This window comes from Pantoea sp. Ft-CA_14 (assembly GCF_024520875.1).
GTDB classification, from domain to species: domain Bacteria; phylum Pseudomonadota; class Gammaproteobacteria; order Enterobacterales; family Enterobacteriaceae; genus Pantoea; species Pantoea agglomerans.
Genome location: NZ_JALNPM010000001.1, coordinates 93,717 through 120,713, shown reverse-complemented (window position 1 = coordinate 120,713; position 26,997 = coordinate 93,717). Strand labels below are relative to the sequence as shown.

At 55.4% G+C, this 26,997-nt stretch carries 21 protein-coding genes; 5 read left to right on the top strand and 16 right to left on the bottom strand.

What is annotated here, in order from left to right:
* Positions 1-4: 4 nt before the first annotated feature.
* A complete protein-coding gene (locus tag NR195_RS00530; RefSeq protein ID WP_187496395.1) occupies positions 5-2,179 on the bottom strand; it encodes a TonB-dependent siderophore receptor in 2,175 nt (724 codons plus the stop codon).
* Positions 2,180-2,485: 306 nt separating this feature from the next.
* On the opposite strand from NR195_RS00530, the gene NR195_RS00525 reads away from it, so the two are divergent.
* The gene (locus tag NR195_RS00525; RefSeq protein ID WP_122889398.1) at positions 2,486-3,592 is read left to right on the top strand and encodes a site-specific integrase; all 1,107 of its coding nucleotides are present in this window, start codon (positions 2,486-2,488) and stop codon (positions 3,590-3,592) included.
* A gap of 18 nt (positions 3,593-3,610) precedes the next feature.
* On the opposite strand, the gene pagP is transcribed toward NR195_RS00525, so the two are convergent.
* Positions 3,611-4,180, bottom strand: coding sequence for a lipid IV(A) palmitoyltransferase PagP (gene pagP, locus NR195_RS00520; protein ID WP_033760546.1), 570 nt, complete (start codon positions 4,178-4,180; stop codon positions 3,611-3,613).
* A gap of 443 nt (positions 4,181-4,623) precedes the next feature.
* On the opposite strand from pagP, the gene fhuE reads away from it, so the two are divergent.
* Together fhuE and NR195_RS00510 are read left to right on the top strand one after the other, a co-directional pair.
* Positions 4,624-6,846 carry a ferric-rhodotorulic acid/ferric-coprogen receptor FhuE gene (gene fhuE, locus NR195_RS00515; protein ID WP_256843861.1) on the top strand — a complete coding sequence of 741 codons (2,223 nt, stop codon included), beginning with the start codon at positions 4,624-4,626 and terminating at the stop codon, positions 6,844-6,846.
* 170 nt (positions 6,847-7,016) lie between these two features.
* The gene (locus NR195_RS00510; RefSeq protein ID WP_167423156.1) at positions 7,017-7,427 is read left to right on the top strand and encodes a type II toxin-antitoxin system HigA family antitoxin; all 411 of its coding nucleotides are present in this window, start codon (positions 7,017-7,019) and stop codon (positions 7,425-7,427) included.
* 114 nt (positions 7,428-7,541) lie between these two features.
* On the opposite strand, the gene NR195_RS00505 is transcribed toward NR195_RS00510, so the two are convergent.
* From NR195_RS00505 to NR195_RS00445, 13 genes are all read right to left on the bottom strand, one after another.
* Entirely contained in the window at positions 7,542-8,387 is an 846-nt protein-coding gene (locus tag NR195_RS00505; protein WP_256843860.1) for a VOC family protein, read from the bottom strand.
* Between the two features lie 20 nt (positions 8,388-8,407).
* Entirely contained in the window at positions 8,408-9,547 is a 1,140-nt protein-coding gene (locus tag NR195_RS00500; protein WP_187484798.1) for an amidohydrolase, read from the bottom strand.
* A 2-nt stretch (positions 9,548-9,549) separates the two neighbouring features.
* Positions 9,550-10,650, bottom strand: a complete 1,101-nt coding sequence (locus NR195_RS00495; protein ID WP_256843859.1) for an alkylhydroperoxidase domain protein — start codon at positions 10,648-10,650, stop codon at positions 9,550-9,552.
* The gene (locus tag NR195_RS00490; protein WP_191938768.1) at positions 10,647-11,654 is read right to left on the bottom strand and encodes a putative FMN-dependent luciferase-like monooxygenase; all 1,008 of its coding nucleotides are present in this window, start codon (positions 11,652-11,654) and stop codon (positions 10,647-10,649) included. The genes NR195_RS00495 and NR195_RS00490 overlap by 4 nt, the downstream gene beginning before the upstream one ends.
* Complete coding sequence (locus NR195_RS00485; RefSeq protein ID WP_256843858.1) at positions 11,651-13,270, bottom strand: ABC transporter ATP-binding protein; 1,620 nt, start codon at positions 13,268-13,270, stop codon at positions 11,651-11,653. The genes NR195_RS00490 and NR195_RS00485 overlap by 4 nt, the downstream gene beginning before the upstream one ends.
* Positions 13,267-14,118: an ABC transporter permease gene (locus NR195_RS00480; protein WP_256843857.1), complete on the bottom strand. Its 852-nt coding sequence runs from the start codon at positions 14,116-14,118 to the stop codon at positions 13,267-13,269. Before NR195_RS00480 ends, NR195_RS00485 begins: the two co-directional genes overlap by 4 nt.
* Positions 14,115-15,056 carry an ABC transporter permease gene (locus NR195_RS00475; protein ID WP_062758882.1) on the bottom strand — a complete coding sequence of 314 codons (942 nt, stop codon included), beginning with the start codon at positions 15,054-15,056 and terminating at the stop codon, positions 14,115-14,117. The genes NR195_RS00480 and NR195_RS00475 overlap by 4 nt, the downstream gene beginning before the upstream one ends.
* A gap of 12 nt (positions 15,057-15,068) precedes the next feature.
* The gene (locus NR195_RS00470) at positions 15,069-16,703 is read right to left on the bottom strand and encodes a TIGR04028 family ABC transporter substrate-binding protein (RefSeq protein WP_062758880.1); all 1,635 of its coding nucleotides are present in this window, start codon (positions 16,701-16,703) and stop codon (positions 15,069-15,071) included.
* Between the two features lie 347 nt (positions 16,704-17,050).
* The gene (gene nudI / locus NR195_RS00465) at positions 17,051-17,476 is read right to left on the bottom strand and encodes a nucleoside triphosphatase NudI (protein WP_022624355.1); all 426 of its coding nucleotides are present in this window, start codon (positions 17,474-17,476) and stop codon (positions 17,051-17,053) included.
* Positions 17,477-17,794: 318 nt separating this feature from the next.
* Positions 17,795-19,021: an MFS transporter gene (locus NR195_RS00460; protein WP_062758879.1), complete on the bottom strand. Its 1,227-nt coding sequence runs from the start codon at positions 19,019-19,021 to the stop codon at positions 17,795-17,797.
* Positions 19,022-19,098: 77 nt separating this feature from the next.
* The gene (locus tag NR195_RS00455; protein ID WP_256843856.1) at positions 19,099-21,453 is read right to left on the bottom strand and encodes a GNAT family N-acetyltransferase; all 2,355 of its coding nucleotides are present in this window, start codon (positions 21,451-21,453) and stop codon (positions 19,099-19,101) included.
* Position 21,454: 1 nt separating this feature from the next.
* Positions 21,455-22,747 (bottom strand): lysine N(6)-hydroxylase/L-ornithine N(5)-oxygenase family protein, encoded by a 1,293-nt coding sequence (locus NR195_RS00450; RefSeq protein ID WP_256843855.1) that lies wholly within the window; start codon positions 22,745-22,747, stop codon positions 21,455-21,457.
* Positions 22,748-22,757: 10 nt separating this feature from the next.
* Positions 22,758-24,311 (bottom strand): aspartate aminotransferase family protein, encoded by a 1,554-nt coding sequence (locus NR195_RS00445; RefSeq protein ID WP_187515507.1) that lies wholly within the window; start codon positions 24,309-24,311, stop codon positions 22,758-22,760.
* Positions 24,312-24,751: 440 nt separating this feature from the next.
* Between NR195_RS00445 and NR195_RS00440 the strand changes: the two genes are divergently transcribed.
* Together NR195_RS00440 and NR195_RS00435 are read left to right on the top strand one after the other, a co-directional pair.
* The gene (locus tag NR195_RS00440; protein WP_010247063.1) at positions 24,752-25,063 is read left to right on the top strand and encodes a type II toxin-antitoxin system HigB family toxin; all 312 of its coding nucleotides are present in this window, start codon (positions 24,752-24,754) and stop codon (positions 25,061-25,063) included.
* Complete coding sequence (locus NR195_RS00435; RefSeq protein WP_256843854.1) at positions 25,060-25,473, top strand: type II toxin-antitoxin system HigA family antitoxin; 414 nt, start codon at positions 25,060-25,062, stop codon at positions 25,471-25,473. Before NR195_RS00440 ends, NR195_RS00435 begins: the two co-directional genes overlap by 4 nt.
* 115 nt (positions 25,474-25,588) lie before the next feature.
* Here the strand turns inward: NR195_RS00435 and NR195_RS00430 are convergent, their stop codons facing one another.
* Entirely contained in the window at positions 25,589-26,962 is a 1,374-nt protein-coding gene (locus NR195_RS00430; RefSeq protein ID WP_033773374.1) for a PTS ascorbate transporter subunit IIC, read from the bottom strand.
* Positions 26,963-26,997: the final 35 nt, after the last annotated feature.

The window sequence follows — 26,997 nt, the reverse complement described above, 5'->3', positions numbered from 1 at the left end:
CAGATCAGAAGGACATTGTCAGCCCGGCATAATAAGCGCGTCCCGGTTCGTTATAGGTCGATGCGCCATCAGCCTCGCGATATAGCTGTTTATCCAGCAGGTTATTAATCCCGGCATTGGCACGCAGATTTTTGGTGATGTCATAATTAAAATTGACCCCAAATACTGAATAAGCGCCGACTTCGCGATTCGACATAGAATTGTTTTCTGTGCGGGATTCCGCATACTGGCGTGGTTTCTGACGACCATACATTGTCCAGTTCAGATTAGTGGAGAAATCCTGCGTCACCTGCCAGTCCAGCATTGTATTGATGGTGTATTCAGGAATAATCGACAGCGGATTGCCGGTCTTTTTATCCTTCGACTCGATCATATAAGTTGCGTTAGTCCGCCACTCAAGCTCGTCACTGACCAGCGGGATAGTGAAATTGCCTTCAAGACCTTCCACTACCGCTTTGCCGCCGTTACTCCATTGCAGGATATTGTTACCATTAGAGGCGTAACCCAGCACCTCCGTCCCGGAGACGATTTTGTTTTTATAGTCATTGCGGAACCAGGTGATACCCGCAATATAGCCATCCTGGCTGAACTCAATACCCAGCTCTTTATTAACGCTGACTTCAGGATCGAGATTTTCATTACCCAGCAGATAACAACTGCCACGGGTAACGTTGATCGGACAGCCATTTCCCCGCGTCGCCAGTAAATAGCCTTCGCTGGACTGATAAAGGTTAGGGGCTTTAAACGCACGGGCGATACCCGCTTTCAGGGTAAAACTTTCTCCCAGAGCCTGAGAAATATTGAGCGACGGACTCCAGTTCGCACCAAAGGTGTCGTGATAATCAAAACGCAGACCGGGGATCACTTCAGTGCTATCGGTCGCAGCAATATTATCTTCAAAATAGAGTGAGCTCAGCGTTGCGCTGTTTTTACTGTTGCGGCTGCCCGCATCACCACTGACACCGTCGATGGATACGCCAGGCGCACTGGTGCCGTTCATTGAATTTGGATCGTTCAGCTCATCACGGTTCCACTCGGCTCCCAGCGTAACGGTCTGCTCACGCAGCAGTTCCAGCGGGAAGCTGACTTCACCTCCGGCCCGGTAACTTTCAAAGCGACTGGTTGAGAACGTGTTGCTGTTGATCCGGCCTTCACCCGCACCCGCCGTGCCTTCATTCAGGCGGGTGTTATTGGTTTTTTCATAGTTAAAGGTGAGCTTAGATTGTCCCCAGTCCCAGATGCCATTATGCGCAAGGCCCCAGGTCTGACGATACAGACGGTTGGTTTCTGAACCATCGAGAGATTCGATCAAGGCATTACCGGCACCGTTGCTGTACTGGGTATCACCGGTATAAATGTTGCCCTGACGGCTGTATCCGTAGCTGAAATCCAGCACCTGTAATGGCGTAATCTTCCACGACAGCACACTGTTGATGTCTTTATTGCGAACGCCTTCGCGACCGGCGGCGCCGGAGCCATTGTGCGACTGGTTAATGTCGAAAGCATCGCTGTCGGTTTTGTTGATGTTGCCATAGAGCCGCATGGTCAGAGCATCGCCCGCCAGCGGACCACTCAGGTTAAAGTTAGCGCGGCGGGTTGCGCCTTCTTTATCATCTTCGGGCTGGTTGGTATAAAGCGACAGCGATCCGCTCCAGTCATTGGTCGGGCGTTTGGTAATGATATTAACCACGCCACCGGCCGCGCCGGAACCGTAACGCGCTGCCGCCGGTCCACGAATCACTTCAATCCGTTCAACCATTTCTGGTGGTACCCAGTTTGAGTCACCGCGGGAATCGCGCTCGCCGCGCCAGCTATAACGCACCGAATTGCGCGAGGTGGTCGGCACACCATCAATCAGAATCAGCGTATTTTCCGGCCCCATGCCGCGAATATCGATCTGACGATTGTTACCGCGTACACCGTTGGCGCTATTGCCGGTAAGGTTAACGCCTGGCATTTTACGGATAATGTCGGAAAGGTCGTTGACCGGCGGGTTTTTCTCAATGTCCTGCGAGGTGATCACCGAAACGCCAGGCTGCTGTTTCAGCTCCTGTTCAGCGGTGACCAGCATCGTCTCATCATCAGCCAGCTTTTCTGTCTCTTCCTGATTAGCGCCGTTAGCAGAGGTACTCAATAAACCGGCCAGCAGTAGCGCAACAGGGCGCTTATGGACACGCATGGTTACATTCACTTAGAAAATCTCCCTGAAGTATTAAGGCATGTAAGCAAATGCGTATGATAATGATAATAGTTATCATTGTATATCGCGGTAAGCCACCTTTACATTCCATAACAATGGGCTATTTATTCGCCATAACCATGACCAGAAGGGAGAAGAGACGTTAGTTTTACTTGTTGGTCATCACCCGAAAACTTCCTCAGATTTCATCATAACGCGTCTTTATGACTCCAGACTTATTAGGTCTGGAGTCATAGATAAACAATGGATAGAATGGCCCGCTCTTCATGTCTAACAGGTATAAATGTGACCCCAGATCTGACACAGATCCCTGCGCGTTCAGCCCACGTAGGCCGCCATGTATTGCTCTGGCTGGAGCAGGTTAAAAAGGCTTCACTTAGCGAGCTGGATAATTTTGGCGATGAAGGCACGGTGGAGCAGGTGATGAAGGTCTGGGTAAAACTCTCGCTGCTGATCAGTCGGCGTCGTCCTGAGATCGCCATCTCCTCATTGCTGAAACATGTCCTGCCGAACATCGGTTCGCAGCCACTCAAAACGCTGAACCGCTTACGCCTTAACCGGCTCTATAACATTCTGATCGCCGACGGTAAAAAAGAGGAGGCGCGGCGGGTGTTCGCGCTGACCAAACAATTTCTTGCCTGGGCCGAGATGCAGGGCTATCTCGATCATTCACCCATCGCTTCAATGAAAAAGCGTGATGTCGCGGGTCGCGCTACGCCGCCGCGCAGTCGGCAACTTACCGATGCAGAAATCTGGGTGTTCTGGCACGGGCTGGATAACTGGGCACTCTCGGAACAGGCGCGCTGGGCGCTGCGTTTATGCCTGGTCAGCGCCCGGCGGCCGGATGAAATTGTGCAGGCGCAGAAAGCGGAGTTCGATCTGCAATTAGGATTGTGGATGCAGGGTACGCGCAATAAATCGCAGCGGGAGCATGTGCTGCCCATTTCACCGCTGATGCGTCAATGCATCGAAGCATTGCTGCGCGCCGCCGAACCAGCCTCACCCTGGCTGGTGCCCGCGCCACGCGATCCGCAACAGCCGCTGTCAAAAGGCGCGCTGAATCAGGCACTTCGCCGGATGATCCGCGCTCCCCGTGGGCTGGGACTGGAGGCGTTTACCCCGCGCGATCTGCGCAGGACTGCGCGTTCAAAACTCTCAGCGCTCGACACGCCTAATGACGTCGCCCGAAAAATCATGAACCATGCGCTGGAAGGAATCGATCGGGTCTATGACACCCATGACTATCTGAGCCAGATGCGCAGCGCCATGACTATCTTTTCGGACGCGGTTGAGCAGATTATTGAATGCGAAAGCTACCATCTCCTGCGTCATCGCTATGATGGCGAAACCCTCACGCTGGACGATCTCTCGCTCATGGCGATGTCACGCTAACGCTTATATCGGCAACTGTCAGAAGTGGTAGCGCAGCCAGGCAAAATAGACGTTGCCGTTGTTATGGGTGCCGGGAATATAGGTCATCTGGAAATCGAGATCGCCATAGCCGACAGAGGCCAGCGGCAGTATCGCTGGCACCGGAATATAATCCCAGTTGTGCCGTGCGGTAAAGCCCGCCGTGTAACCCGCACCCCAGTGAAAATTCTGGTCGGCCAGCGGACGCCAGGTTGCCACCCAGCCATAGCCACCAAAGGGTTCCCATTTATTAAAGGAGTCCTTAAACGCCATTAAGTAGATGCCGTTCCAGTTCCCTTTTTCATCGTAGCGGGAGATACCTCCGCCCGCGCCCCAGGGTCTTTCATTATATTTATTGATGTGTTCACGATCGTAAGTGGCACGGTTGTGCCAGGTAATCGCGGGCAGATAAAAGTCGTAACCTTCAGGCTGCTGCCAGGTTGTGGCGACTTTATCACTGAAATTATCCCAGCCCGCACTCACGGTCTCCACAAGTGTGGCGGAGTGGGCTGAAAAAACACTGAAAACGGTGGTCGTTATCAGCGCTTTAAGCATTGAAATTTTGCGCACGTACGAATTCCTGCAATATCTGGTGTTAAATAAGGTGATAAAAGATTTAAGGCAGATATTGTGGCATCAGGAGTGACAACTACAGTTCAATGAACGGCCATTACAGGATTTTATCTTTATTAAAAATGATGCAGCAGCCCTGTTTCTCTGACAAGTCAGCAGGTGCGCTGACCCCATAAACGCCTCCCTGTCTTTATCATCTTCCAGTCGTCTTTCACACGCAGACAATTCCCTGAAAAAATTCGTATTGTTTGCTAACAAAATCTTGCAATGATAATCGCAATGCGTATATTTCTCATTTGTTTTAGAAGTTCATCACACCCGCGCGCAGGCGCTCAGGGAAAGGTTTCTGGTTCCTCAAACCATAAGCAGGGCAGCGATGTCCGCAGGAAGCATGGTCGTGACAGTGGCAGCATAAAAACATAAATATAATTGAGGAATTAATGAACGCTTTCGATCTTCAACACCCCAGGGCAATGGATACTTCTGCTCTGCAACGTCCATTCCGCTTCTCCTTGCTGGCTGTCATCGTCGCCTCGTCGCTGGCGCATAACGCTGCTCATGCAGCAGAGACCGGCGCATCCGCTGCCAGCGATAACCAGACTATGACGGTCAGCGCGTCAGCTGATGATGCCGTAGCCGCTTCGCCCGCCACCGATTACAGCGTACCGGTTACCCGTGCGGGCACTAAAATGCTGGGCACCGTGCGTGATGTCCCGCAGTCAGTCAGCATTGTCAGTAAGCAGCGTATGGCCGATCAGCAACTCCAGTCGCTGAATGATGTGCTCGCAAATACCACCGGTATTCGCGGTATCAGTGGTGATATGGATCGCACCAACTACTATGCTCGCGGCTTTATGATCGACAACTACATGGTCGATGGTATCCCTACTGCCTTTGCCGCTCGCTGGAACCTGGGCGATGCGCAGACCGATATGGCAATGTATGAGCGCGTTGAAGTGGTGCGCGGAGCGACCGGTCTGTTAACCGGACCGGGCAATCCATCAGCTGCCATCAATATGGTGCGCAAACACGCCGACAGCAAAGAGTTCGGCGGCACCGTCTCCGCCAGTTACGGCAGCTGGAATAAGCAGCGTTACGTGGCCGATCTCTCTGCTCCGCTCAGTGACTCCGGCAATGTTCGTGGCCGGCTGATCGCGGGCTGGCAGGATAACAACAGCTTCATAGAGCGCTATGGCGCCAAAAAACAGTTCATCTATGGCGTGGTTGACGCTGACCTGACCGACTCTGCCACGCTTTCGGTCGGCTATGAATTCAGCCAGGTCAATACGGACTCCACCATGTGGGGTGGCGCGCCGCGCTGGTACACAGACGGCACGCAGATACATACCCGACGCGGCTACAACACCGCACCTGACTGGGCCTACAACGATAAAGAGAACCGTAAAGTCTTTGTGAACCTGAAACAGGACTTCGACAACGGCTGGAACATCACACTGAACGGCGCGCACAACGAGATGCGCCTCGACAGTAAGCAGATCTATCTTGATGGCTATTTCGATCGTAACACCGGGGCGGGCGTCTCTTCCTATGCCAACTATCCGGTGGTAGGCGGGACTGGTTACAACACCGGTAAACGCAAAGTGGATGCCGTTGATGCCTTCGCCAGCGGTCCTTATGAACTGCTGGGTCGTCAGCATGAGCTGATGGTCGGCGTCAATTACACCCGCCAGGATAACAAGTACTTCAGTACCTTTGAGAATATCTCATCGGAGTCGCTGGGCAACTACAACGAGTTTAACGGTCAGTATCCGGAATCAGCCTGGACGCCGCGTCTGCCTGCCAGCGATACCCAACTGGTTCGCCAGAAATCGACTTATATGGCGACCCGTCTGTCGCTCGCCGATCCGCTGCACCTGATTATCGGTGCCCGTTACACCAACTGGAACCGTGAAACGCCTGGTGGTGAAATGGAAGAAAATAACACCACCCCTTACGGCGGATTGATTTATGACTTCGCTGAAAACTGGTCGGCTTACGCCAGCTATACCTCGGTGTTCCAGCCACAGGACTATCGCGATGCCAGCGGCGCTTTCCTGTCGCCCGTTATCGGCAAAAACTACGAGGCAGGCCTGAAATCTGACTGGATGGATAGTCGCTTCACCACCTCGATTTCGGTGTTCCGCACCGAGCTGAATAATGTCGGTGAAGCAACTACTCAGACGGTTCAGGGGTCAGGTGATGTCGCGTACATTGGCCGTAAAGGCGTGGTGAGTCGTGGCGTGGAGTTTGAAGTCAACGGCGCATTAACCGACAACTGGCAGATGACCCTGGGCGGCACGCGCTACATTGCGGAAAACCGCGATGGCAGCACCTTTAACCCGCAACTGCCGCAGACCAGCTTTAACCTGTTCAGCAGCTATCGCCTGCCGACGTTGCAGCAGCTGACGCTGGGTGGCGGTGTGAACTGGCAGACACATATCTGGAATGATGTCGGTGGCCCGGAAGGCAATGGCACCTGGCGTGCCCGTCAGGGCAGCTATGCGCTGGTTGATCTCTTCGCCCGTTATCAGGTGAACAAAAATCTGTCGCTGCAGGGCAACCTCAATAACCTGTTCGACAAAGAGTATGACACTAATGTGGCCAGCTCTGTAGTCTACGGCGAACCGCGTAATTTCTCAGTGACCGCCAGCTACACCTTCTGATTTGTGTCGTTGTAAAGCCTGTGAAAAACGCCTCAGTTGAGGCGTTTTTTTATATTAAGATCGGAGAGTTTAATTTTATGGCCTTTGTCTGCTGAAACGATCGGCTGAAAGGCTTCACAGCATGTGCAGAGCGATCAACAGTTGTCCGCGAAATATCGGGAGGTTACCGAATGAATACTGAAGCTATCAGGCTGTCAAATGAGCTCGCTGAAGCGGTACCGCTGCTGGCTGGCAGCAGCCAGCGCGAGGATTATGAAGAAGCACTGGAACTGGTCGAATATCTGATTGAACATGAGCCGGATAATCCGCTGGTTGACCTGCTTTGCGCGCGCATTGCTCACTATGAAGATAAAGATCCGGAGCTGGCCGAATTTAATGCACGTCAAAATGAAATCAGCACAGGCCCCGGCATTCTGCGCGTGCTTATTGAGCAACACAATCTTAGCCTGAGCGACTTCGAAAATGAGATCGGTAAAAAATCGCTGGTTAGCCGAATCCTCAGCGGCGAACGTCAGTTGACTGTGTCGCATATCCGGGCATTATGCGCCCGGTTTGGCCTGTCGCCATCTCTGTTTTTCTGATTTAAGCGTGCTGCGATGGACTATTAAGATTCGATAAGTCTTTATATTTTATCGGTCCGTGCTCTGAAGAAACGCCTCACTTGAGGCGTTTTTCATCACCTCCTGAATCTGCACTCAGGTAAAACGCAGTGCCAGGTTAAAACCTTCTGCCGACTCCACCACAATCGCCTCGGGCTGCTCCTGAAAGGCAATTTCACCCTTCACCAGCGCGCGTTTCACCAGGCCGAGATCCTCCGTCTCAAAACCCAGCGCGACCATCCGGGCGCTGCCATCATAGTCTTCCGGCAGCGGGCCAAATCGCTGCTGCGCATAGTCTGCCGAAGCAAAACGAACCGTGGCAGCACCCGCGCGCAGGACAAAGGCGCCTTCGGGACAGGCGAGCACCTTAGCGGCCCCAAACAGGCGGCTATAGACCAGCGCTGAAAGCGCCGGATCCTGCGCGACAATCACAAACTCACTGATATTACGCACGCCATTGGGGTGACGCTGCCATGCCGGCTGCCATACCGCTTCGGGCGTCAGATGCTGGCAAAAAAAGCTGCGGCCATTGGGTACCAGCGAAGGGCGAATCCGTACGGTCCGAAAGTGCGCTTCACTCACCGAACCGTCGGGCAGGGTGACCGGTCGATGAAAGGCCGCTGGCGGATCGCCATCCAGATCCTGCCGTTGCAGATGCTGAAACTCACTCTCTGCATCGCTGCTTTTCCACACCAGACCGCTCAATCCCTGCGGCGACTGCCAGAGATCGGCGCGCTGGCTCCCTTTGCCCGTCTCATAGCCCAGCAGTTCCAGGTAATTCTCACCAAAAATCGCCAGGTGATTACTCGATCCCAGCGAGTGATGACCCCGTTCAGTGAGCTGAAAGCCGAGCCTTCGGAAGCGCGCGCTGGCGCTGTCGAGCTGGTCGGCCACGTTAATCACCGCATGATCAAGAATCGGTTGTGGAACCTGAACTGACATAGCAGCACTCCTTTTTTTCGTCATTGCGCCGCCACAATCTGCAACGCGCGTGGCACCAGCTGCGTGAAGTAGTCCACCGCCGGGCCAATCAACGCTTCATCAGGATCGAAGGCGGCGTGATGCAGACCAAATTCGCTGGCACTGCCGATGCTGACAAACGCCCCCGGAACCTGCTGCAGATAGAAGGCAAAATCTTCTCCTCCCATTTGCGGCGACTCAGCGTGCTCCGCGAGATAGCCACTCTGTTGAGCAACGTCCAGCGCAACATCCACCCAGCCTGGCGTGTTAATCAGGGCCGGCGGTCCTTCAGTCCACTCCAGTTCGGCGGTCGCACCAAACCCGGCGGCAATACCCTGAATCAGGGATCGCATGCGGTGCGGGATCTGCGCCCGGATTTCGCCGTTGTGGGTGCGTACGGTGCCCTCCAGCTCAACGCTTTGTGGCAGCACGTTCCAGGTATTACCGGCGGTAAAGCGCGTCACGCTCAGCACCACCGTTTCCAGCGAGCTGAATACCCGGCTCGGCAGGGTCTGCAGAGCCGTTACGATATGGCTGGCAATCACAATCGAATCGATGCCCTCCTGCGGTCGCGCGGCATGGGCGCCTTTGCCCTCAATGCGGATAACAAAGCGGTCTACGTTGGCATAAAACGCACCCGCCCGGCTACGCAGTGTGCCCAGTGGCAGGTCGGGTGCGTTGTGCAGGCCAAATATCGCCTGAACGCCTTCCAGCGCACCAGCATCAATCAGCTGACGTGCGCCATTAAAGGTCTCTTCAGCGGGCTGAAACAGAATCCGTACCCGGCCTTGCAGTGTGTCTTCCTGCTGTTTCAGCCGTAACGCCACGCCGAGCATCACGGCGCTGTGAACGTCGTGACCACAGGCGTGCATCACGCCCGGCTGCTGTGATCGCCACGGGCGCTCGGTGGTTTCTTCAATCGGTAACGCATCAATATCCGCGCGCAGGGCGATCAGGGGTTCGCCATGACCGATTTCTGCCACGACGCCGGTTTTCAGCCCCAGCGGCAACAGCCGGATCCCGGCCTGTTCCAGCCAGCGGGTAATACGTTCCGTGGTGGCAAATTCATGATTCGAAAGTTCAGGATGCTGATGCAGTTCGCGACGCCACTGCACCAGTTGGTCGGTTAAAGGCAAAGTCATGATTATCCCTGTTGTTCCGGCAGAAAAGGTTCGCCCAGCGTCAGCATCAGGCGATTAGCCCAGGCAAAAAAGGCGGTTGATTGAATCAGGTCGAGCAGGGCGAGCGTATCCAGACCCTGTTCACGCAGTGCAGAGAGCTGCGACTGTGTCGGCTGGGCAGGGGTCAGCGACAGCGCTGCTGAGAATGCGATGATCGCCTGCCAGCGTGCGGCGTGTCCGTGAGATAACACCGCGCCAGGTGCAACATTCAGCAGCTTCTGTACCGCTTCATCCTGCTTTGAGAGCTGGCTGGCTTTACGCGCATGGACTGAGGCGCAGTAAATGCAGCCGTTGACCTTACTCACCACGGTGGCAGCCAGTTCGCGCTCGGCGCGTGGCAGCCCTCCTGCGGTATAAAAAATGCCTTTATCGGTCAGGGTGCGCTGCTCCAGCAACGGCAGATTGCGCGCCAGCAGGCGAAAATAGTCGGAGTCGGTGTGACCGAATTTTGCCAGTGTCGCCTGCTCTTCCTCGCTGAATTCCGACAGCGGTTTTGCCGGCAGCCAGGGCTCCCAGCCGAGTTCCTGTTGCGTAAACGCGGTCAGGGCAGTTTTGCCGCTGGCGGTATGTAAGGCCTCGTGCCAGTGACCGGCGACTACCGGGGCAACCTCACCCGACGCCTCATCGCCCTGTAAGCTGCGCAGACCCGCCAGCAACCGGCTCTGAAAACTGACAAATGCCACCAGCTGTGCCAGTGTGACAATGCCGCGCAGGCTCCAGCCCGCCTGTTTCAAAGCCTCCAGATGCGCGGGAGCAGCAGTAACCGGCTCAAAGGTCAGGCGATGGGCAAAAGCCTGTGCCGCGTTGATCCGATCACTCCCGGCCAGACTCTCCTGTGGCTGGTAGTGCGCCTGCAGGCCGGGTTGTGCATGCCAGCCGGCAACCTGTGCGGCCAGCAGACGTCGCTCCGCCAGCGGAAAATCCTCATCACCCTGGCTAAACAACAGGGTGTAGCTACCCTGAGCATGTTGTGTGGCGGCGTGACGTGTCTGGCGCGCATGGGCCAGTTCGGAATCGGGATCGATATCTACTAATGTGGCGATCAAATCGTCAGGTTGATTCATGAAATTCTCCTGTGAGGTTCGCCAGCGGCACGAAGCGCGGGCGCAAGATGTTGAGCAATGAGTTCAATCGAGCGCAGCGTGTCGGCATGCGTAGGCTCAACCGAATGCACCTGAAATGAGATGTCGGTGACGCGCGCCAGTGCGCTGTCCTGCGCCAGCGAGTGCTGCACCTGATCGATGCCGCCAACATGGGCATCAAACTGCGCCAGCAGATCATCAAAGCGTTCACCGCGTAATTCACCACGATACTGCGCAGCCTGCTGACGAATTCCCGGTTCAGCTACCTGCCGGGCATAGCGGTCAGAATCGGCCACGAATGCGGTACGGGAGGCGAGGATGCGCGGAGGGGTTCCCGCAGGAAGTGCCGCAAGATAGGCATCGATCAGCGGATTCTGCAATGCATCCAGCGGCAGCTCAGGCTGGCCCGCCGGGCGCGGCTGGGTGCGGGACAGCATCAGGCCATGGCCGCCCTTAGCGGCACGGATTGCGCCCTCAACCGAGAAGGTGGCGATCCACACCCGTCCGGCAAGCTGCGGCGCGGCGGGATAGAGATGATTATCAGGATGCCCCAGTGAATCCCCGCGCCAGGCGCTGAGCAGCGTATGCAGATGGTCGGCAAAAGCGGCACCGCGCTCGGCAAAGGTCAGACCAAACGGCAAAAACGAATCCGGCGTGCCACCGGAGCCCAGCCCGATCTCCAGCCGCCCATCTGCCAGCAGATCCAGTACTGCGGCATCTTCAGCCACCCGCAGCGCATTTTCCATTGGCAGGGTGATGATGGCGGTGCCGAGCCGGATGGTGCGGGTCTGCGCGGCGACATGCGCCAGGAAGAGCAGCGGCGACGGCAGACCCCCCTCATCCTGATGAAAATGGTGCTGAGCAATCCACGCATTATCAAATCCGCAGCGTTCGGCATGCTGAATCTGTTCGGTGGCCAGCTGATAGCGCTGTTTCGCCGGCACCTTATCCAGCAGCCGGGTAAAAAATCCGAGACGTCGGCTCATGCTGACTCCTTGTGGGTTAAGGGAATAAGCGGAGGAATGGCAGCCATTAATTCCCGGGTATAAGGATGCTGTGGCGAACTGAAAATCGTGACAACGTCACCTTGCTCTGCGACTTCGCCCGCTTTTAACACCGTGACGCTGTCGGCAATCTGCCGCACCGTCGCCAGGTCGTGCGTGATAAACAGATAGGTCAGACCCAGTTCGGCCTGAAGCTGCTGCAACAGGTCGAGGATTTGTGCCTGCACCGTGACGTCCAGCGCCGAGGTCGCCTCATCCAGTACCAGAATCTCCGGCTTGCAGATCAGCGCCCGCGCAAGAGCCACACGCTGCCGCTGACCGCCGGAAAGTTCGTGAGGATGACGTGACAGAAGAGAGAGCGGCAGCGCCACCCGCGTGGTCATCGCTTCTACGCGCTCACGGCGCTGACTGCGGCTCAGCCGCTCAAAATTACGCAGTGGCTCTTCGATAATTGCAGACAGCGTCTGACGCGGATCGAGCGAGGCAAATGGGTTCTGATAGACAAACTGGATCTTCCGCCGCAGCTGACGCAGCGCCTCGCCGCGTAATCCGTTGACCACGATGCCATCCAGCGTCACCTCGCCGCTGTCTGCGGTTTCAAAACCCATAACGATGCGCGCCAGCGTGGTTTTGCCGGAGCCGGATTCGCCTACCAGTGCATGCGTAGTGCCGCGCGCCACCTGAAAGCTGACCTGGTTCAGCGCCTGCAAACGCTGCTGTTTGCCCAGCGAAAAGCTTTTCATCACGCCGGTTGCCCGTATGGCGGGGGCAGAAAAACGGGCGGTTGCAGATTTAACTCTGGCGGGTCGCTGCGGTGCCGCATCATTCAGTAACTGACGGGTATAAGGATGAGCAGGCGCGCTGATAACCTGTTCAGTGCGGCCCGATTCCTGAATCTCGCCGTGACGAAACACGATAATACGATCTGCGCGTTGCGCCGCCAGCGCCAGGTCGTGGGTGACAAACAGCACGGCGGTGCGGGATTCCTGCCGCAGGTTGTCCAGCAGATCGAGAATGCGCTTTTGCACCGTGACATCCAGCGCGCTGGTCGGCTCATCCGCAATAATGATCTCCGGCTGCAGGGCGAGGGCAATGGCGATCAATACCCGCTGCTTCATGCCGCCCGACAGCTGATGCGGATACTGCTTAACCCGCTGTTCCGGATGGCTGAGGCCGACGCGCGTCAGCAGGTCAATCACCCGCTGCTGGCGCTGCGCTGACGGTAATTTCAGATGCAGTCGCAGGATCTCTTCCACCTGTTCGCCGACCGTTTTCACCGGATTCAGGGAATTACCGGGATCCTGCGGTACCAGACTGATGCGCGCACCGCGCAGGGTATCGAAGCGCTTTTGCGACCACTGACTGATATCCACGCCGTTGAGCAGGATTTCGCCCCCTTCGCGGCGGCCATTTTCCGCCATCAGACCCATTATCGCCTGTGCGGTAGTGGTTTTACCGGAGCCGGACTCCCCGACCAGCGCCACCATCTCACCGGGCTGCAGCTCGAAGCTGACGTTATGTACCACCGGCTGCCAACGGTTGCCGCTGCGATAGCTTAGCGTCAGATTATTGACCGCGAGTAACGGCTGAGCGCTCATCGGCTTCCTCCTGAAAGTTGCTGGCTGATGCGATTGGCTGCGAGCACAACAGCGACCACCACCACACCAGGAAAAGTGGTCAGCCACCAGGCGGTAGCCAGATAATTACGCCCTTCAGCGATTAACAGACCCCATTCCGGCACCGGCGGTGGGGTGCCGTAGCCGAGGAAGCTCAGAGTCGACAGCGCCAGAATCGCCTGACCAAATTGCAGGGCGGCATAGGCGATCACCGGCGTCAGCGCATTGGGCAGAATGTGACGCCACAGCACGCTGAAAAAGCGGCCGCCGCTGCCGTAAGCCGCTTCGACATACTCATTGTGACGAATGCGCACCACTTCGGCGCATGCCAGTCGGGCGAAGCTGGCGATGGAGGCGATGCCCACCGCTAATGCGGCATTCAGGGTGCCGAAGCCGAGTAAAATCAGCACGCTCAGAGAGAGCAGCAACGCCGGAATCGCCAGCAGGACATCCACTGCGCGCATCACAATTGATTCAGTTTTGCCGCCGATAGCTCCTGCCACCAGACCCAGCGCGGTACCTGCCAGCAGTCCGATCGCCACCGCCATGACGGCGGCGGAGAGCGAATGGGACGCGCCGTAAACGATGCGGGCAAAAAGATCGCGGCCAAGCTGATCGGTGCCGAGCCAGTGTCCGGCCTGCGGTGCGAGTCGCTGTGCACCCGCAATTCCTTCAATCGGGCTGGCCTGGGTAAAGAGGGCCGGGAACAGGGCTGCCAGTACGGCCAGCAGCATGACTGAAACGGCGAGCCACAGGCCCGGCGAAAACTGTAAAGTGCGCCTCTTTGCCGCCACGGGTTGCCGCGCAGCAGCGTAATCAACCAGACTCATGTTGCACCTCGTAACAGCTGTAAGCGCGGGTCAAACAGCGGCATCAGCAGATCCACCAGCAGGTTGATCACCACAAAACCCAGCGCAGAGATCATCACCACCGCCTGCAACACCGCCACATCCTGATTGTTCACCGCCTGCTGCGTCAGCTGTCCCAGACCGCCCAGGCCAAACACCGTTTCGGTGATCAGCGCACCGGCAATCAGTTCTCCCAGCAGCAGGCCCGCCACGGTGAGCACCGGCAGCATGGCGTTGCGCAGGATGTGCCGCCACAGCACATAGTGCTCGCTAGCTCCTTTGGCGCGCGCCACCGCCACAAAAGGCCGGGTTGAAACCTCATCGATGCTGCGCAACAGAATCTGAGCCAGCGGTGCTGAGATCGGAACGGCGACCGTAATAATGGGCAGAATCAGTCCCTGCCACGGTGAGGGATTGATTACCGGGATCCAGCGCAGCTGGAATGAGAAGAGCTGAATCAGGGCTATGCCGAGCCAGAAGGTCGGCACTGAGATAAATAGCGCGGGCAGTGACTGCAGCAGATTACGCAGGCCGCGCAGGGCAGGCAGCCGCGATAGTGTCGCCAGCACGAATGCCAGCAGTGTCGCCAGCAAAAAGCCGCACAGGGCCAGTCGCAGCGTGCCAGGCAGATTGCTGGTCAGCAGTTCACTGACCGGCACGCCCGCCTGCACCGAATAGCCGAAGTCGCCGTGCAGCATCGCCACCAGCGTGTGCAGATATTGCTGCCACAGCGGGCTGTCCGCGCCATAGGCCTGACGCATCTCAGCAATCTGCTGCGGACTCAGGCCGAGATCCGGATTCTGAAATTTGATCAGGACCGCATCGCCTGGCAGCACCTGCAGCAGCACAAACGACAGGGTAAACGCGGCCCACAGGACCAATACCCCCAGGCCAGCGCGTTGCAGCAGATAATGACGCATCCTCACCTCCGGTTACTGTTTTTCCAGCCAGGCGCCATAGAGTGCCGGACGGCCCACCGCTTCAAAACTGACCCCTTTCAGCCAGGGCGCACCGGCATAGACCTGCGGCTCTTCAAAGATCGGAATCACATAGGCCTGGTCCAGCAGATACCGCTGAACGTCACCGGTCAGCTGTAATCGTTTTGCCGGGTCAACTTCAGCGGAGATGGCGACCAGCAGCTGGTTCAGCTTGTCATCACGGAAGTTTTTCACTTTGTCGCTGGAGCCGCCTTTCTGCAGCAGGTTGTCGCGGTTAGCCGGATAGAAACTGCTTTTGATCACGTCGGGATCGGCGCGGCCGACTTCGGTGACGTTCAGCGGGGTCTTAAGGGGGTCGAGATTATCCAGCGTTTTGCTGCCGGCATCGCCCGCTTTAACGCTGAGGGCGACGCCCGCCTGGCGCCACTGCTGTGCCACCAGTTGCAGCACCTCTTTGTTTTGCGGCTGCGGCAGTGATTCATAGACGGTTAGCGCCAGTCGCTGGCCTGCTTTTTCACGGATGCCATCGGCACCCGGTTGCCAGCCCGCCTGGTCCAGCAGTGCCTTCGCTTTTGTCAGATCAAAAGTGAGTTTGTCCGCCAGATTGACGTAGCCGGCGGCGGTGGTGGCCACGACCGAGGTTGCCTGCGGATAGTTCGGCGAGAAGAGCGTATCAACCACCTGTTTCGCATTGGTGGCGTGCAGCAGCGCCTGACGCACCCGGATATCGCTGACCAGCGGATTATCCGGACGGAAGCTGAGGCTGTCGTTTACACCACGGGTCGGCGCGGCATAAACCGGGAAGTTCTGATCTTTAGCCTGCTTCTCGTCGTAGGCCTGCACCTGACGGATCAGGCCTGCCTGGCCCGCCAGCAGTGCACCGATACGCACGCTGTCTTCCGGCGTCACGATCACTTTTATCGCATCCAGATTGGCCGGACCTTGCTGCTGAATGTTTTTCGGTCCCCACTGATAATCTTTACGCGCTACCAGATCCACCTCCCGACCGAGCTTCTCATCACTGACCACAAACGGGCCGGAGCCGACAATGTGACGCGCATCGCCCAGCTGATCGAAACTGCGCGCCAGGGTACTCAGCGAGACCAGGCCAGAGCCAATGGTGGCGGTGCCCTGTAAAAATCCGGGCGAGGGTTTTTTAAAATAGAATTTCACCGTCAGCGGGTCGATCACTTCGCTGCGTTCATAGTTATTAATCACTTCCGATACCGGCAGGCGCAGCGCTTTATTTCCCAGCCCGTAGGTATCAAAGTTTTTCGCCACCGCGTTCGCATCTAATGGTGTGCCATCGGAAAAAGTCACGCCAGGCCGTAATTTAAATGTGTATTCGGTTTTGTCGGCGTTGGTAGTCCAGCTTTCTGCAATCCAGGGTTCAACCTGCAGCGTTTCGGGATTCTGCCAGGTTAATTTATCGGTGATCTGATTGAGAATGCCGCCATTAGGGTAAAAGCCACCGGCAGGCGGATAGAGGTTGGTATGTGCCTGCTGTTCAAGATAAATCAGCGTACCGCCTTTGACCGGTGCAGCCACCGCGTTAAAGGTCAGAGTCCCGGCAAGTAAAGTAAAAACCAGCGTTTGTGCGCGTGGTTTAAGGGGAAATAACGTCTTCATGGTGAATTCCTTTGTTATCAATTGCCTCAGCAGGCGGAATCATCATCGAATGACGCAACACACAGATAAAGTAACGATTTGGTCAAAGCTTATCTGAAAAAAATAAATGCGGGATTGGGTGGTTGATATTAGTCTGAATGGGATGACCTAAGATAAACGTTCAAAGTGTAAATCGGCATCCATTGCCAGAGCAGGGAGCCCATGAATAGAGTGTAAGATGAGGCAGTGTTGAAACACTGGACATGCCAGAAAACGCTGAAGTTTTCCATTGCATAAGCACTGCCCCGTTTAGCTAAAATCGTACTTAAGTTATCGATAGACTTTTAAGGAGATCCTGCAATGCATATTCAGATAAGTCCTTTTTGGCTAAACGTAATCCGGGTGGCTTCATTCAGATCAATGTTTTTTAAAGCCTCAGGTTCTACCCAGATAATCTCCTGAAACTCTTCATTGAAGGTTATTGTTCGGTTTGCGCTCAGACAATCAAAGATAAGATAGATCATATAAATTTCTTCAGTCATTCCATCAGAATAGGTTTTGATTCTGACATCATCCCGAAACGTCCAGGGTGTGATATTTGTTATCTTGAGCGCCTCGCCTAATTCTTCCCTGATTTCCCGCTTTAATGCTTCTTCGATTGTTTCACCTGGCTCCATTCCGCCGCCTGGCAAAGCCCACTGTCCAGGAAAAACACCCCTGTCAGATGCCATTTTACATAGCAAATATTTACCCTCATTTTGAATGACCGGGCACACAATGACTCTCTGTCGCATTACTTCTCCTTATTGATGTTAAAAATTCCAGATCTGAAATGGGCGGTTCAGAAGGCCGATAGTTGTTTTGTCATTTTTCTGGTCATACTTACCGCTCAACAGCTTAGCGAGACAATGCTTCTGACACCGATGTCACAAAAGTGGCATTCCTGTTATAAAAACCAGGAAGCACTCTTAAGAATCCTCAAATCAGAAAGATTATAACCATGGATATTGTAAGGGTATGGTGCGGCGATCACGCTTTAATGATGCCGTAATCGGATTCTTTATGGTTAGCAGTGCGGGCAAGTACTATATCGCACTGCTAAATATATTCGATTATTCCGTGCACAATTTCCGCTGGTCTGCTCGTAGAAAAGCGCTGACCAGAACCAGCCACAGCAGACCGCAGATCAGGTTCACCACACTGAAGCCGCCGGTGCCGTAACTAAAATAGGCGGTTTTGGCTGCTTCAATGCCCAGCGCGATGATCAGAATACTCACCATGCCGAGCATCGCTGCCACGCTGCCTTTTCCGGCGCTGCTGGAAAAAAGCGTCATGCGATAGAGTCCGGCGCTGACCAGCCCGGCGCCGAAGCCGTAGAGGCTAATTCCGGCAGTCAGCCACAGATAGCTTTGCGGATTTAGCACGGTAGCGGTTACTGCGATTGCCAGCCCGCAGACCACCGGCCAGGCCCCGAGCCGTAACGGCTGTTCAATGGGCAGACGGCTGGATAAGCGTCCCAGCGTCAGGTTGCCCGCAATCATGGCGGCGAAGACCGGCAGCTGTAATAACGCATAGTCGATGCGGCTGAGTCCCGCATCGTGGATTAATATCACCGGCGACAATGCGACCCAGGCGATGCAGGGCACAGTGACCAGTCCGATGGCCAGCGAGCCGCGCATCACCTGACGATCCTTCAGCAATGCCGCGTAACCGCTGATAATCGATCGCAGCGACAGCGGTTTCTGCCGGTCACCTGCGGTTTCGGGCATCGCATACCACAGACCTGCCAGCGCCAGCGCCGCAATAGCGCCAATCAGCCAGAACAGGGTGCGCCATTCACCCACGGTAAGAAAAGCCGCGCCCGCCAGCGGACCGGCCAGCGGGGCCAGCAGGGCGACGTTGGCCATCAGCGCCATCATTTTGATGCTGAGCGATTCCGTAAACGCCTCCTGCACCGCCGCGTAGCCTACCGCGCCAATAAAACAGAGGCTGACGCCCTGCAGAAAACGCAGCAGGACGAACTGCTCAATGCTTTGCACCCAGTGCGTCGCCACACACGAGAGCATAAAAAAGGCCACGCCGCTGAGCAGCACCGGACGTCGTCCGATGCGGTCAGAGAGGGGGCCAAGCAGCCATTGCAGCATAATGCCACCGGCCAGATAGGCAGTGAGCGAAGTAGAGACCCACTCCGGCCCGACCTTAAATTCCTGAGTCACCAGCAGCATGCCGGGCTGGATCATGTCGTGAGCGATATAGGTGGCGAACTCAAACAACACCAGCGACAGCGGGAAGATCAGATGTCGTCGGGTCAGTTGCGCGACCGGTTCGAAAGAAACCATTACGGATACCTGCGATAAAGCCATTAAAAAAGCGGCCACCAGGGTGACCGCATAATTTCAGCGTGACGGTGTAACGCTTATCGCCAGCGGGCGATCGGGTTATTCAGCGTTCCGGCGAACTTGAGGTTCTCAGCGGGATCGGCGAGGTTTATCATCTGCTGGTTATTCGCCAGCTGCAGGCGGTTCAGACAGGAGCGGGTAAACTCCGGCGCGAACATGTCATAGCGCGCGAACTTAGTGGCATGCTCCGGGTGCGCCTGCTGGTAATCCTTCACGCACCGCGCCACCGCCTGCCAGAACTCTTCCTCCGGCAGCGTTCCTGACTGATGCAGAATCGCGCTGATAAAGCGGAAGATGCAGTCAAACACATCGGTGAAGATCGAGAGCAGCTTCAGGTTCTCCGGCACATCCACCGCCAGACGCTGCACGCCTTCCGGCAGCACCGCATCCGGATTCATCACGGCGATCTCTTCGCCGATATCCTTCATGTATGCACTGACCGGCACGTTGTTCTCCAGCAGCATGATGAGGTTTTCACCGTGCGGCATAAACACCAGGTCATGCTGATAGAAGCAGTGCAGCAGCGGGCTGAGATAGCAGGTCAGGTAGCGTTCTATCCACTGCTTCGCGGGCAAACCAGAATCCGCTATCAGTGCTGGCAGCAGTGCCTGCTGATGGTGATCGACGTGCAGGAAAGAGGCCATGGTCATCAGACGCTGGCCGGGCTGCAGGCTGGCCGCAGGATTATCCCGCCACAGCGCAGCGAACATCTTTTTATAGGCGGAGTCGCCTTTGATCGCCTGCTCATAGTAGCGGTTGTGATAGCCGACCGCCGCGACTTCGCGCAGGATGCGGAAATCACAGCGATTCAGCCACGCATCGCCAGCAACCAGTTGTTCCAGCCAGCCGTTTATCGCAGGCGTTGTCGCCATATAGTAGGGGGACAGTCCGCGCATAAAGCCCATGTTCAGCACCGACAGGGCGGTTTTCACGTAGCGCTTCGCGGGCTGGCTGCGGTTAAAGAAGGTGCGGATCGACTGCTGCGCCTGGTAAGCATCGTCTCCGGTGCCGAGATAAACAATATCGTGACTGGCGATGTCTGCCGCAAACACGGTCAGCAGCTTGTTCTGCCACTGCCACGGATGCACCGGCATCAGGATATACTCCTCAACCGCCAGCCCTTTATTCACCAGCTGCGCAGTAAACTGCTCCAGGGTGGTGTCGCCCAGTTCATCACGCATCAACTGCTCATAGCTCAGCTCGCTGAGGCTGGAGAAATGGGCGTTGCGGCGATGGACCGCGACCCAGATGAGGTGAACGGGCGCGGCGGCCTCGGGCGCATACGCCAGATAATCATGGGCATCGAAGCCAATACGCCCGTTGTTGGCAACAAAGCAGGGATGGCCTTCGGTCATCGCCGCTTCCACCGTCTGGAAATCGGCTGAGACCAGCGCCTGGCTGTCAGGATTATTCTTCTGCAGCTTATAAACGCTGCTGCACAGCGTGCTGCTGATCTCTTCCATGTAGGTCGCCAGCAGTGCCTGTGTAATACCGATCTCCCCGTTAAACTCCACGATAAATTTCAGCGCATCCAGCGGCAGATCACGACCGTTCTCCTGCTTGCGCAGTGAGTCGGCGTCGATTTCCCAGTGATCCAGCGCCAGCCGCGACGCCCGGAAATGGTAGCTCGCTTCACCGCCTGGCACCGCAAGCTGATAGCTGCCGTCGCCCGACTCCTGTGGCGTAATGATTTTCTCATGCGCGAACTCGGCAATCGCTTTACGGATCAGCATGCGGTTTGCCTGCGCCCATTGGTCGCCCGTCAGATGTGTACCGTTCATCAGCGAAGAGGGGGTGTTCATAGTCTGCGACTCCTGCAGTAACGCGTGTTGATAATCTTCCCGCTGGCAAAAGGCCAGCCAGGCGGTTTTATGACCCATGTCGATGGTGTGCTGATAGCGGAACCCGGCACGCTTATTCAACACGTGAATCTTCTCATTGCGCACATCTGGCTCTACCACCACGCGGCGCACCTCGGGGCGGCTGAACATGTGGTCCATCACCAGCGTGAAGACCTGCCAGCTGAAGGCTCTGATCGGCTGGCTGGCGGGGGCAATCAGAATATGCATGCCGTAATCATCGGGTGCGGCAGGATAAAATTTGCCGACCTCATCGTCGCAGGCGCGATAGCACTCAATCAGGCAGACCGGCTGGTCGTTGCAGCAACCAATCAGCGCAGCATGGGGATCGGCTGCAGTCAGCGTCTCATAGAACTCAGCGACCTGATTCAGGCTCTGCTGCTGCATACCCCAGAAGCGGGCGTAATCGCGGGTGACCCAGCTATGAATCAGCGGCGCATCGCTGGCGAGCATGGGCCTCAGGGTGAACTGGCCTGCGGGGCGGGCGGCGCTGAACAGTGTTTGTGAACTCATCTCAGTGCTCCGATTTAGCCGGGAAGGTCTGGAAGGCAATCTGACGCTCGATCGGGTAGACCTCGCGTCCGGTCAGTTCGCGCAGCAGCACCGAGTTGCGGTAGCAGGCCATGCCGAGATCCGGCGTAACAAAGCCGTGGGTGTGCAGTTCGGCGTTCTGCACGAAGATCTGATTGTGATAATCGATGCTGTAGTTGCGCTGCACGTCGTAGCGGCCTTTGTCATCCCAGCGCAGGCGGGCGTTTATGCCCTCTAAAAACATCGGTGGCTGGTAGTGATAGCCGGTCGCCATCACCAGTCCTTCGGTGCGACGGGTGAAGGTGCAATCCTGCTCCTCCTGATGCAGCGTCAGCTCAAAATCTCCCTGCGGCAGCCAGCGCATAGCGGTCAGCGCCGAGTGAGTAAACAGGTTAACGTTCAGATCGCCGTCGAGCTGTTTGACATACATCAGGTCATAAATGTCGTTAATCAGGCTGCTGTTGATGCCTTTGTAGAGATTCTTGTGGCGCGCATTCAGTTCGTCGCGGGTGCTGGCGGGCAGCGCGTGGAAATAGTCGACCCACTCCGGCGAAGTCATCTCCAGCGTGAGCTTGGTGTACTCCAGCGGATAGAAGCGCGGCGCGCGGGTGATCCAGTTGAGCTGATAGCCAAAGCGGTCGATATCGGTCAGCAGGTCGTAATAGATTTCTGCCGCGCTCTGGCCGCTGCCCAGCACGGAGATGGAACGCTTCTGCTGCAGTTCCGCTTTGTTGACCAGATAGTGGCTTGAGTGCGTCAGGCGCTGGCGGTGCGGCTGGCTGCACTCCGGCATCCAGGCTTTAGGCCCGGTGCCGAGGATCAGATGTCGTGCCAGATAGTTCTGTTTCTGACCATTCCGGATGTCGGTCACCTGAAGGTGATAGACGCCAGCCGCCTCATCGTAGCTGACATACTCAACGTGGCTGTTCCAGCGCAGATTAGAGAGCCGCGAACTGGCCCACTGGCAGTACTGATTATACTCTTTGCGCATCAGGAAGAAGTCTTCACGGATATAAAAAGAGTATAATTTCCCCTTTTCCTTCATGTAGTTAAGCAGGCTGTAAGGGCTGGTCGGATCGGCGAGCGTCACCAGATCGGCCATAAACGGCGTCTGCAGATGGGCATTTTCCAGCATCATGCCGGTGTGCCAGTCAAAGCCCGGGTTCTCATCCAGGAAAAGACCGTTCAGTCCCTCAACCGGCTCACTCAGACAGGCCAGACTCAGGTTGAAAGGGCCGATACCGATACCAATAAAATCGTAAACGGAATTATTCATTTCAGAGCTCTCACTGTTTCGCCGCGTTCAGCGCAGACGCACGTACCTGCTCGCGGCCATAGTGCGCGATCAGGCTCAGCACATCTTCGATGTCGGCGATGGTCGTGGTGGGATTTAACAGGGTGAATTTCAGGTACTGACGCCCATCGACTTTGGTTCCGGCAATCACTGCGTTGCCGGAGCGGAAGAGCGCTTTACGGATAGCGGCGTTGATTTCGTCGATCTGTACGTCGCTGGCGTTTTTGCCGGGCACGTAGCGGAAAATCTGGGTGGTCAGCTCAGGCGCGTGCAGCACTTCGATAGCAGGATGCGCAGTTAACCGCTCATGAGCCGCCTGTGTCAGCTCTATCAGCGTATCGAAAGCGTCACCCAGCGCCGCCGGACCCATCACGCGCAGGGTCAGCCACATTTTCAACGCATCAAATCGGCGGGTGGTCTGAATGCTTTTGTTGACCAGATTCGGTGTGCCTTCCTGCTGGGCACTGAGCGGATTCAGGTAATCTGCATGGTGCGTGACATGCTTCAGGTTGTGGCTGTCCCGCACAAAGAACGCACCGCAGCTGACGGTCTGGAAGAAAGATTTGTGATAATCGACGGTGACGGAATCAGCCCGTTCAATGCCATTCAGGCGTGAGCGATGATTCTCAGAGACCAGCAGCCCACAGCCGTAAGCGGCGTCAACGTGCATCCACAAACCATAATTGTCACAGAGACGGGCAATCTCCGGCAGCGGATCGATGCTGCCAAAGTCCGTGGTGCCGCTGGTGGCAACCACAGCAATCGGGATCAGCCCTTCACTGCGACATTTTTCGATCTCCTGCGCCAGGCACGCTGCATCCATACGGTAGTGGGCGTCGTGATCAACGGCGATAACTGCGTCATAGCCCAGCCCTAAAATCGCCATCGATTTCTGGATGCTGAAGTGGCTGAGTTTTGAGGTAAACACTCGCCATTTCGACGCGGTCTCAGGCAGGCCGCGATGTTTAATCAGATGCCCCGGATGATGTGCCGCGCACCAGCTATCACGCGCCAGCAGCATTGCCATCAGGTTGGACTGGGTGCCGCCGCTGGTGAAGATCCCATCAGATCCGGCAGGCAGGCCGATGCGGCCAAGCGTCCAGTCGATCACCTTCTGCTCAATCAGCGTACCGCCTGCGCTCTGATCCCAGGTGTCGACCGAGCTATTCACTGCCGCCATAATCTGCTCAGCCATCAGAGAGGGCAGCACGACCGGGCAGTTCAGGTGCGCCAGATATTTAGGGTGGTGAAACCAGACGGCGTCACGCAGATAGAGCTGACTCAGCTCTGTCAGGGCGTCATCGTTGTTACCCAGCGGACGATCGAGATCGACCTCACTGAATTCCGCCGCCAGTTCATGGGGCAGGATACCGCTGAAAGGCTTCTCAACGCCGGTAACGGTACGGGTCATCAGCGCCAGCACCTCCTGAGTCTGCTGCGACCAGGCCGCCAGTTGCTGATCGTTAAAAATAGCCGTTTCGGCACCGCTGGCATTGGATGCTGGCGCGAGATCCTGTGCCGCCTGAGTGGATGAGCGTAAAAGCATGTTCAGTTCCTGTGCGTTAATACCAGTGACCCTGCCGACGTAAGGTCAGCAGCGTTGGATGTCCGCTCAACAACTCCAGTAAACATAAAACTAACTAACCAGATAAAAACCCTGACCATTAAATGGATTAGTGTTTTCACCTTAAAAAGAGTAAATACCGCATATTATTTGTGGATTTGGCAGCGTTAAACGCTTTGTTATATGCGGATGAGAGTGTAAATGTTAATCATTATCATTCAAATGTTTTGTTGTTAAATTTTATTTATTAGTATGTCTAATGTTGAAAATGTGATGTTGATCACTTTTCTGGATCGGAATAGTCCTTTTTTTACTAGGTTTAGCGCCAGCAATTCATTCAGAACTCATCTGCGTGTGTTCCATGTTGGAAACATTAGCTTTGTGGGTTAGAATGTTTCCAACATGGAAAGTTTGAGAGAAAAATGCATATCATCTCAAGAGGGCCGTTCAGGGAAGCGGCAATAATTTATCCAAATCATGCCTCCGCACTGGATGCGGCTTATCTGGTCCTAAGGGACGAAAACTTTGCCACGCCAGATGCGCTGAAAATTCGCTTTCAGAGCCTTGACCGCATGAAGTACCGGGAAAAGTGGTGGGTAATCGATGTGGGCGGAAACAGCCTGAGAATCATGTTTTATGCTGACTTTGATCGCGGCAAAATTTTTATCAAACACATCGTGACGCATGCGGAATATGACAAGCTGGTGAAGAAGTACCGGGAGAGTAAAGAATGATTACCGAAGCAATCCAGGCGACCAATGACCTGGTCAGAATTGTTCCCTTTCTGGGAGGCAGTACCGATAAAAGGGACTACGAGCAGGCGCTGGAACTGGTTGAATATCTGGTTGAGCACCAGCCGGACAGCCCGTTAGTAGAGATACTGTCTGATAAAGTCGCCCGATACGAAAACAGCGCCCCTGAGTTCGCTGCGTTTAACGCGCGTACTGATGCTATTCCGCGCGGAGTAGCACTTTTGCGAGTCATCATGGATCAGCACGGCCTGACTCAATCCTCTTTTGCGGATGAAATAGGGCAGCGCTCTTATGTCAGTCGTATCATGCGTGGTGATCGTCCTTTGACGGATAAACATAAAGCCCGACTGGCAGCGCGTTTTAACCTGCCGTTTGAAGCATTCGCTGAATAACTTAGCCTGAACTTATATGAGTGCGGTTTTTTTTCTGGAAACTGAATGATGAAGGTATTCCGCAAACAACCAGAAAGCGCTCATTGCCCTTTCTGGTTGCCATTAAGCGTTACTATTACCCTGCATTCGTTTCTACAGGCACCTTCTTTTTAGCCGTAAAGTTATAAATCACTAACAAGCCAAAAATGCCGGTGATAATCATAGTAATGGTTCCCTTATCCATAAAGTGAGCCATATTACCCAGCAGGATGCCGGTGACGCCGAAGTCGGTATCCGAGAAGGTGGTGTTGGTCAGCCCTATCTGTCCGAGTACCGGCAGCAGGGCGACAGGCAGGAAGGTGATTAACAGGCCATGAGCAAAGGCACCGCAAATCGCACCACGCTTGCCGCCGGTCGCATTACCAAACACGCCAGCCGTAGCGCCACAGAAGAAGTGAGGAACCACACCCGGCAGAATCAATACCCAATGCAGCTGACCGAGAACAAACAGCCCCACCAGGCCACCGACAAAGCTGGAGATAAAGCCAACCAGCACCGCATTCGGGGCGTAGGGGAAGACAATCGGGCAATCCAGCGCCGGTCTGGCTTCCGGAACCAGTTTTTCTGAAAAGCCGGTAAAGGCAGGGACAATTTCAGCCAGGATTAAGCGCACACCCTGCAGAATGATAAAGACACCCGCCGCGAAAGTAATGGCCTGGATAAAGGAGTAAACCAGGTAGTTCTGACCATTGCTGAAATTAGCCTCTACATAGTCTTTACCGGCAGATACCGACAGGATTAAGTAGATAATCATCATCGTCAGAGATATTGAGATGGTACTGTCGCGCAAAAAACTGAGGTTTTTTGGCATGTTCATCTCTTCGGTGGATTTAGATCCTTTACCTACCAAAGAGCCGATCCAGCCTGATAAGACATAGCCAATTGTCCCGGTATGCGCCAGCGCGACATGATCGCCACCAATGATCTTACGCATATAGGGCTGGGCGATTGCCGGGAAGGTGGCCATCAGAATGCCCAACAGCAGTGACCCGGTGTAAATAAGCTGAATACCTTCAAAACCGGCAACCGATAAAATAATCGCGATCATACAGGCCATATAAAACGTCACATGCCCTGACAGATAGATATATTTCAGTCGGGTGAAGCGGGCGACAACGATGTTGGCGACCATGCCGAAGGCCATGATCATCGTGGTAGGCGCACCATATTTTGCCAGAGCGATAGAGACCATCGCTTCGTTATTAGGAATGATGCCCTGAACATCAAACGCATGTTTGAAAATGTCGCCCAGTGGCGTCAGTGAACCGACCAGAACGGTCGCACCGCCTGCCAGCACCAGGAAGCCCAGAATAGTTTTTACCGTGCCCTTGATAACATCAGGAAACGGCTTCTTCTGCGCAATCAGTCCGAAAAATGCCACCAGTCCGACTAATATAGAGGGCACTTTCAGCACGTCGACGACGAACTGCAAAAGATTTTGAGTAAACATATTAACCTCGAGGGTAAGGTGTTTATCTAATTATT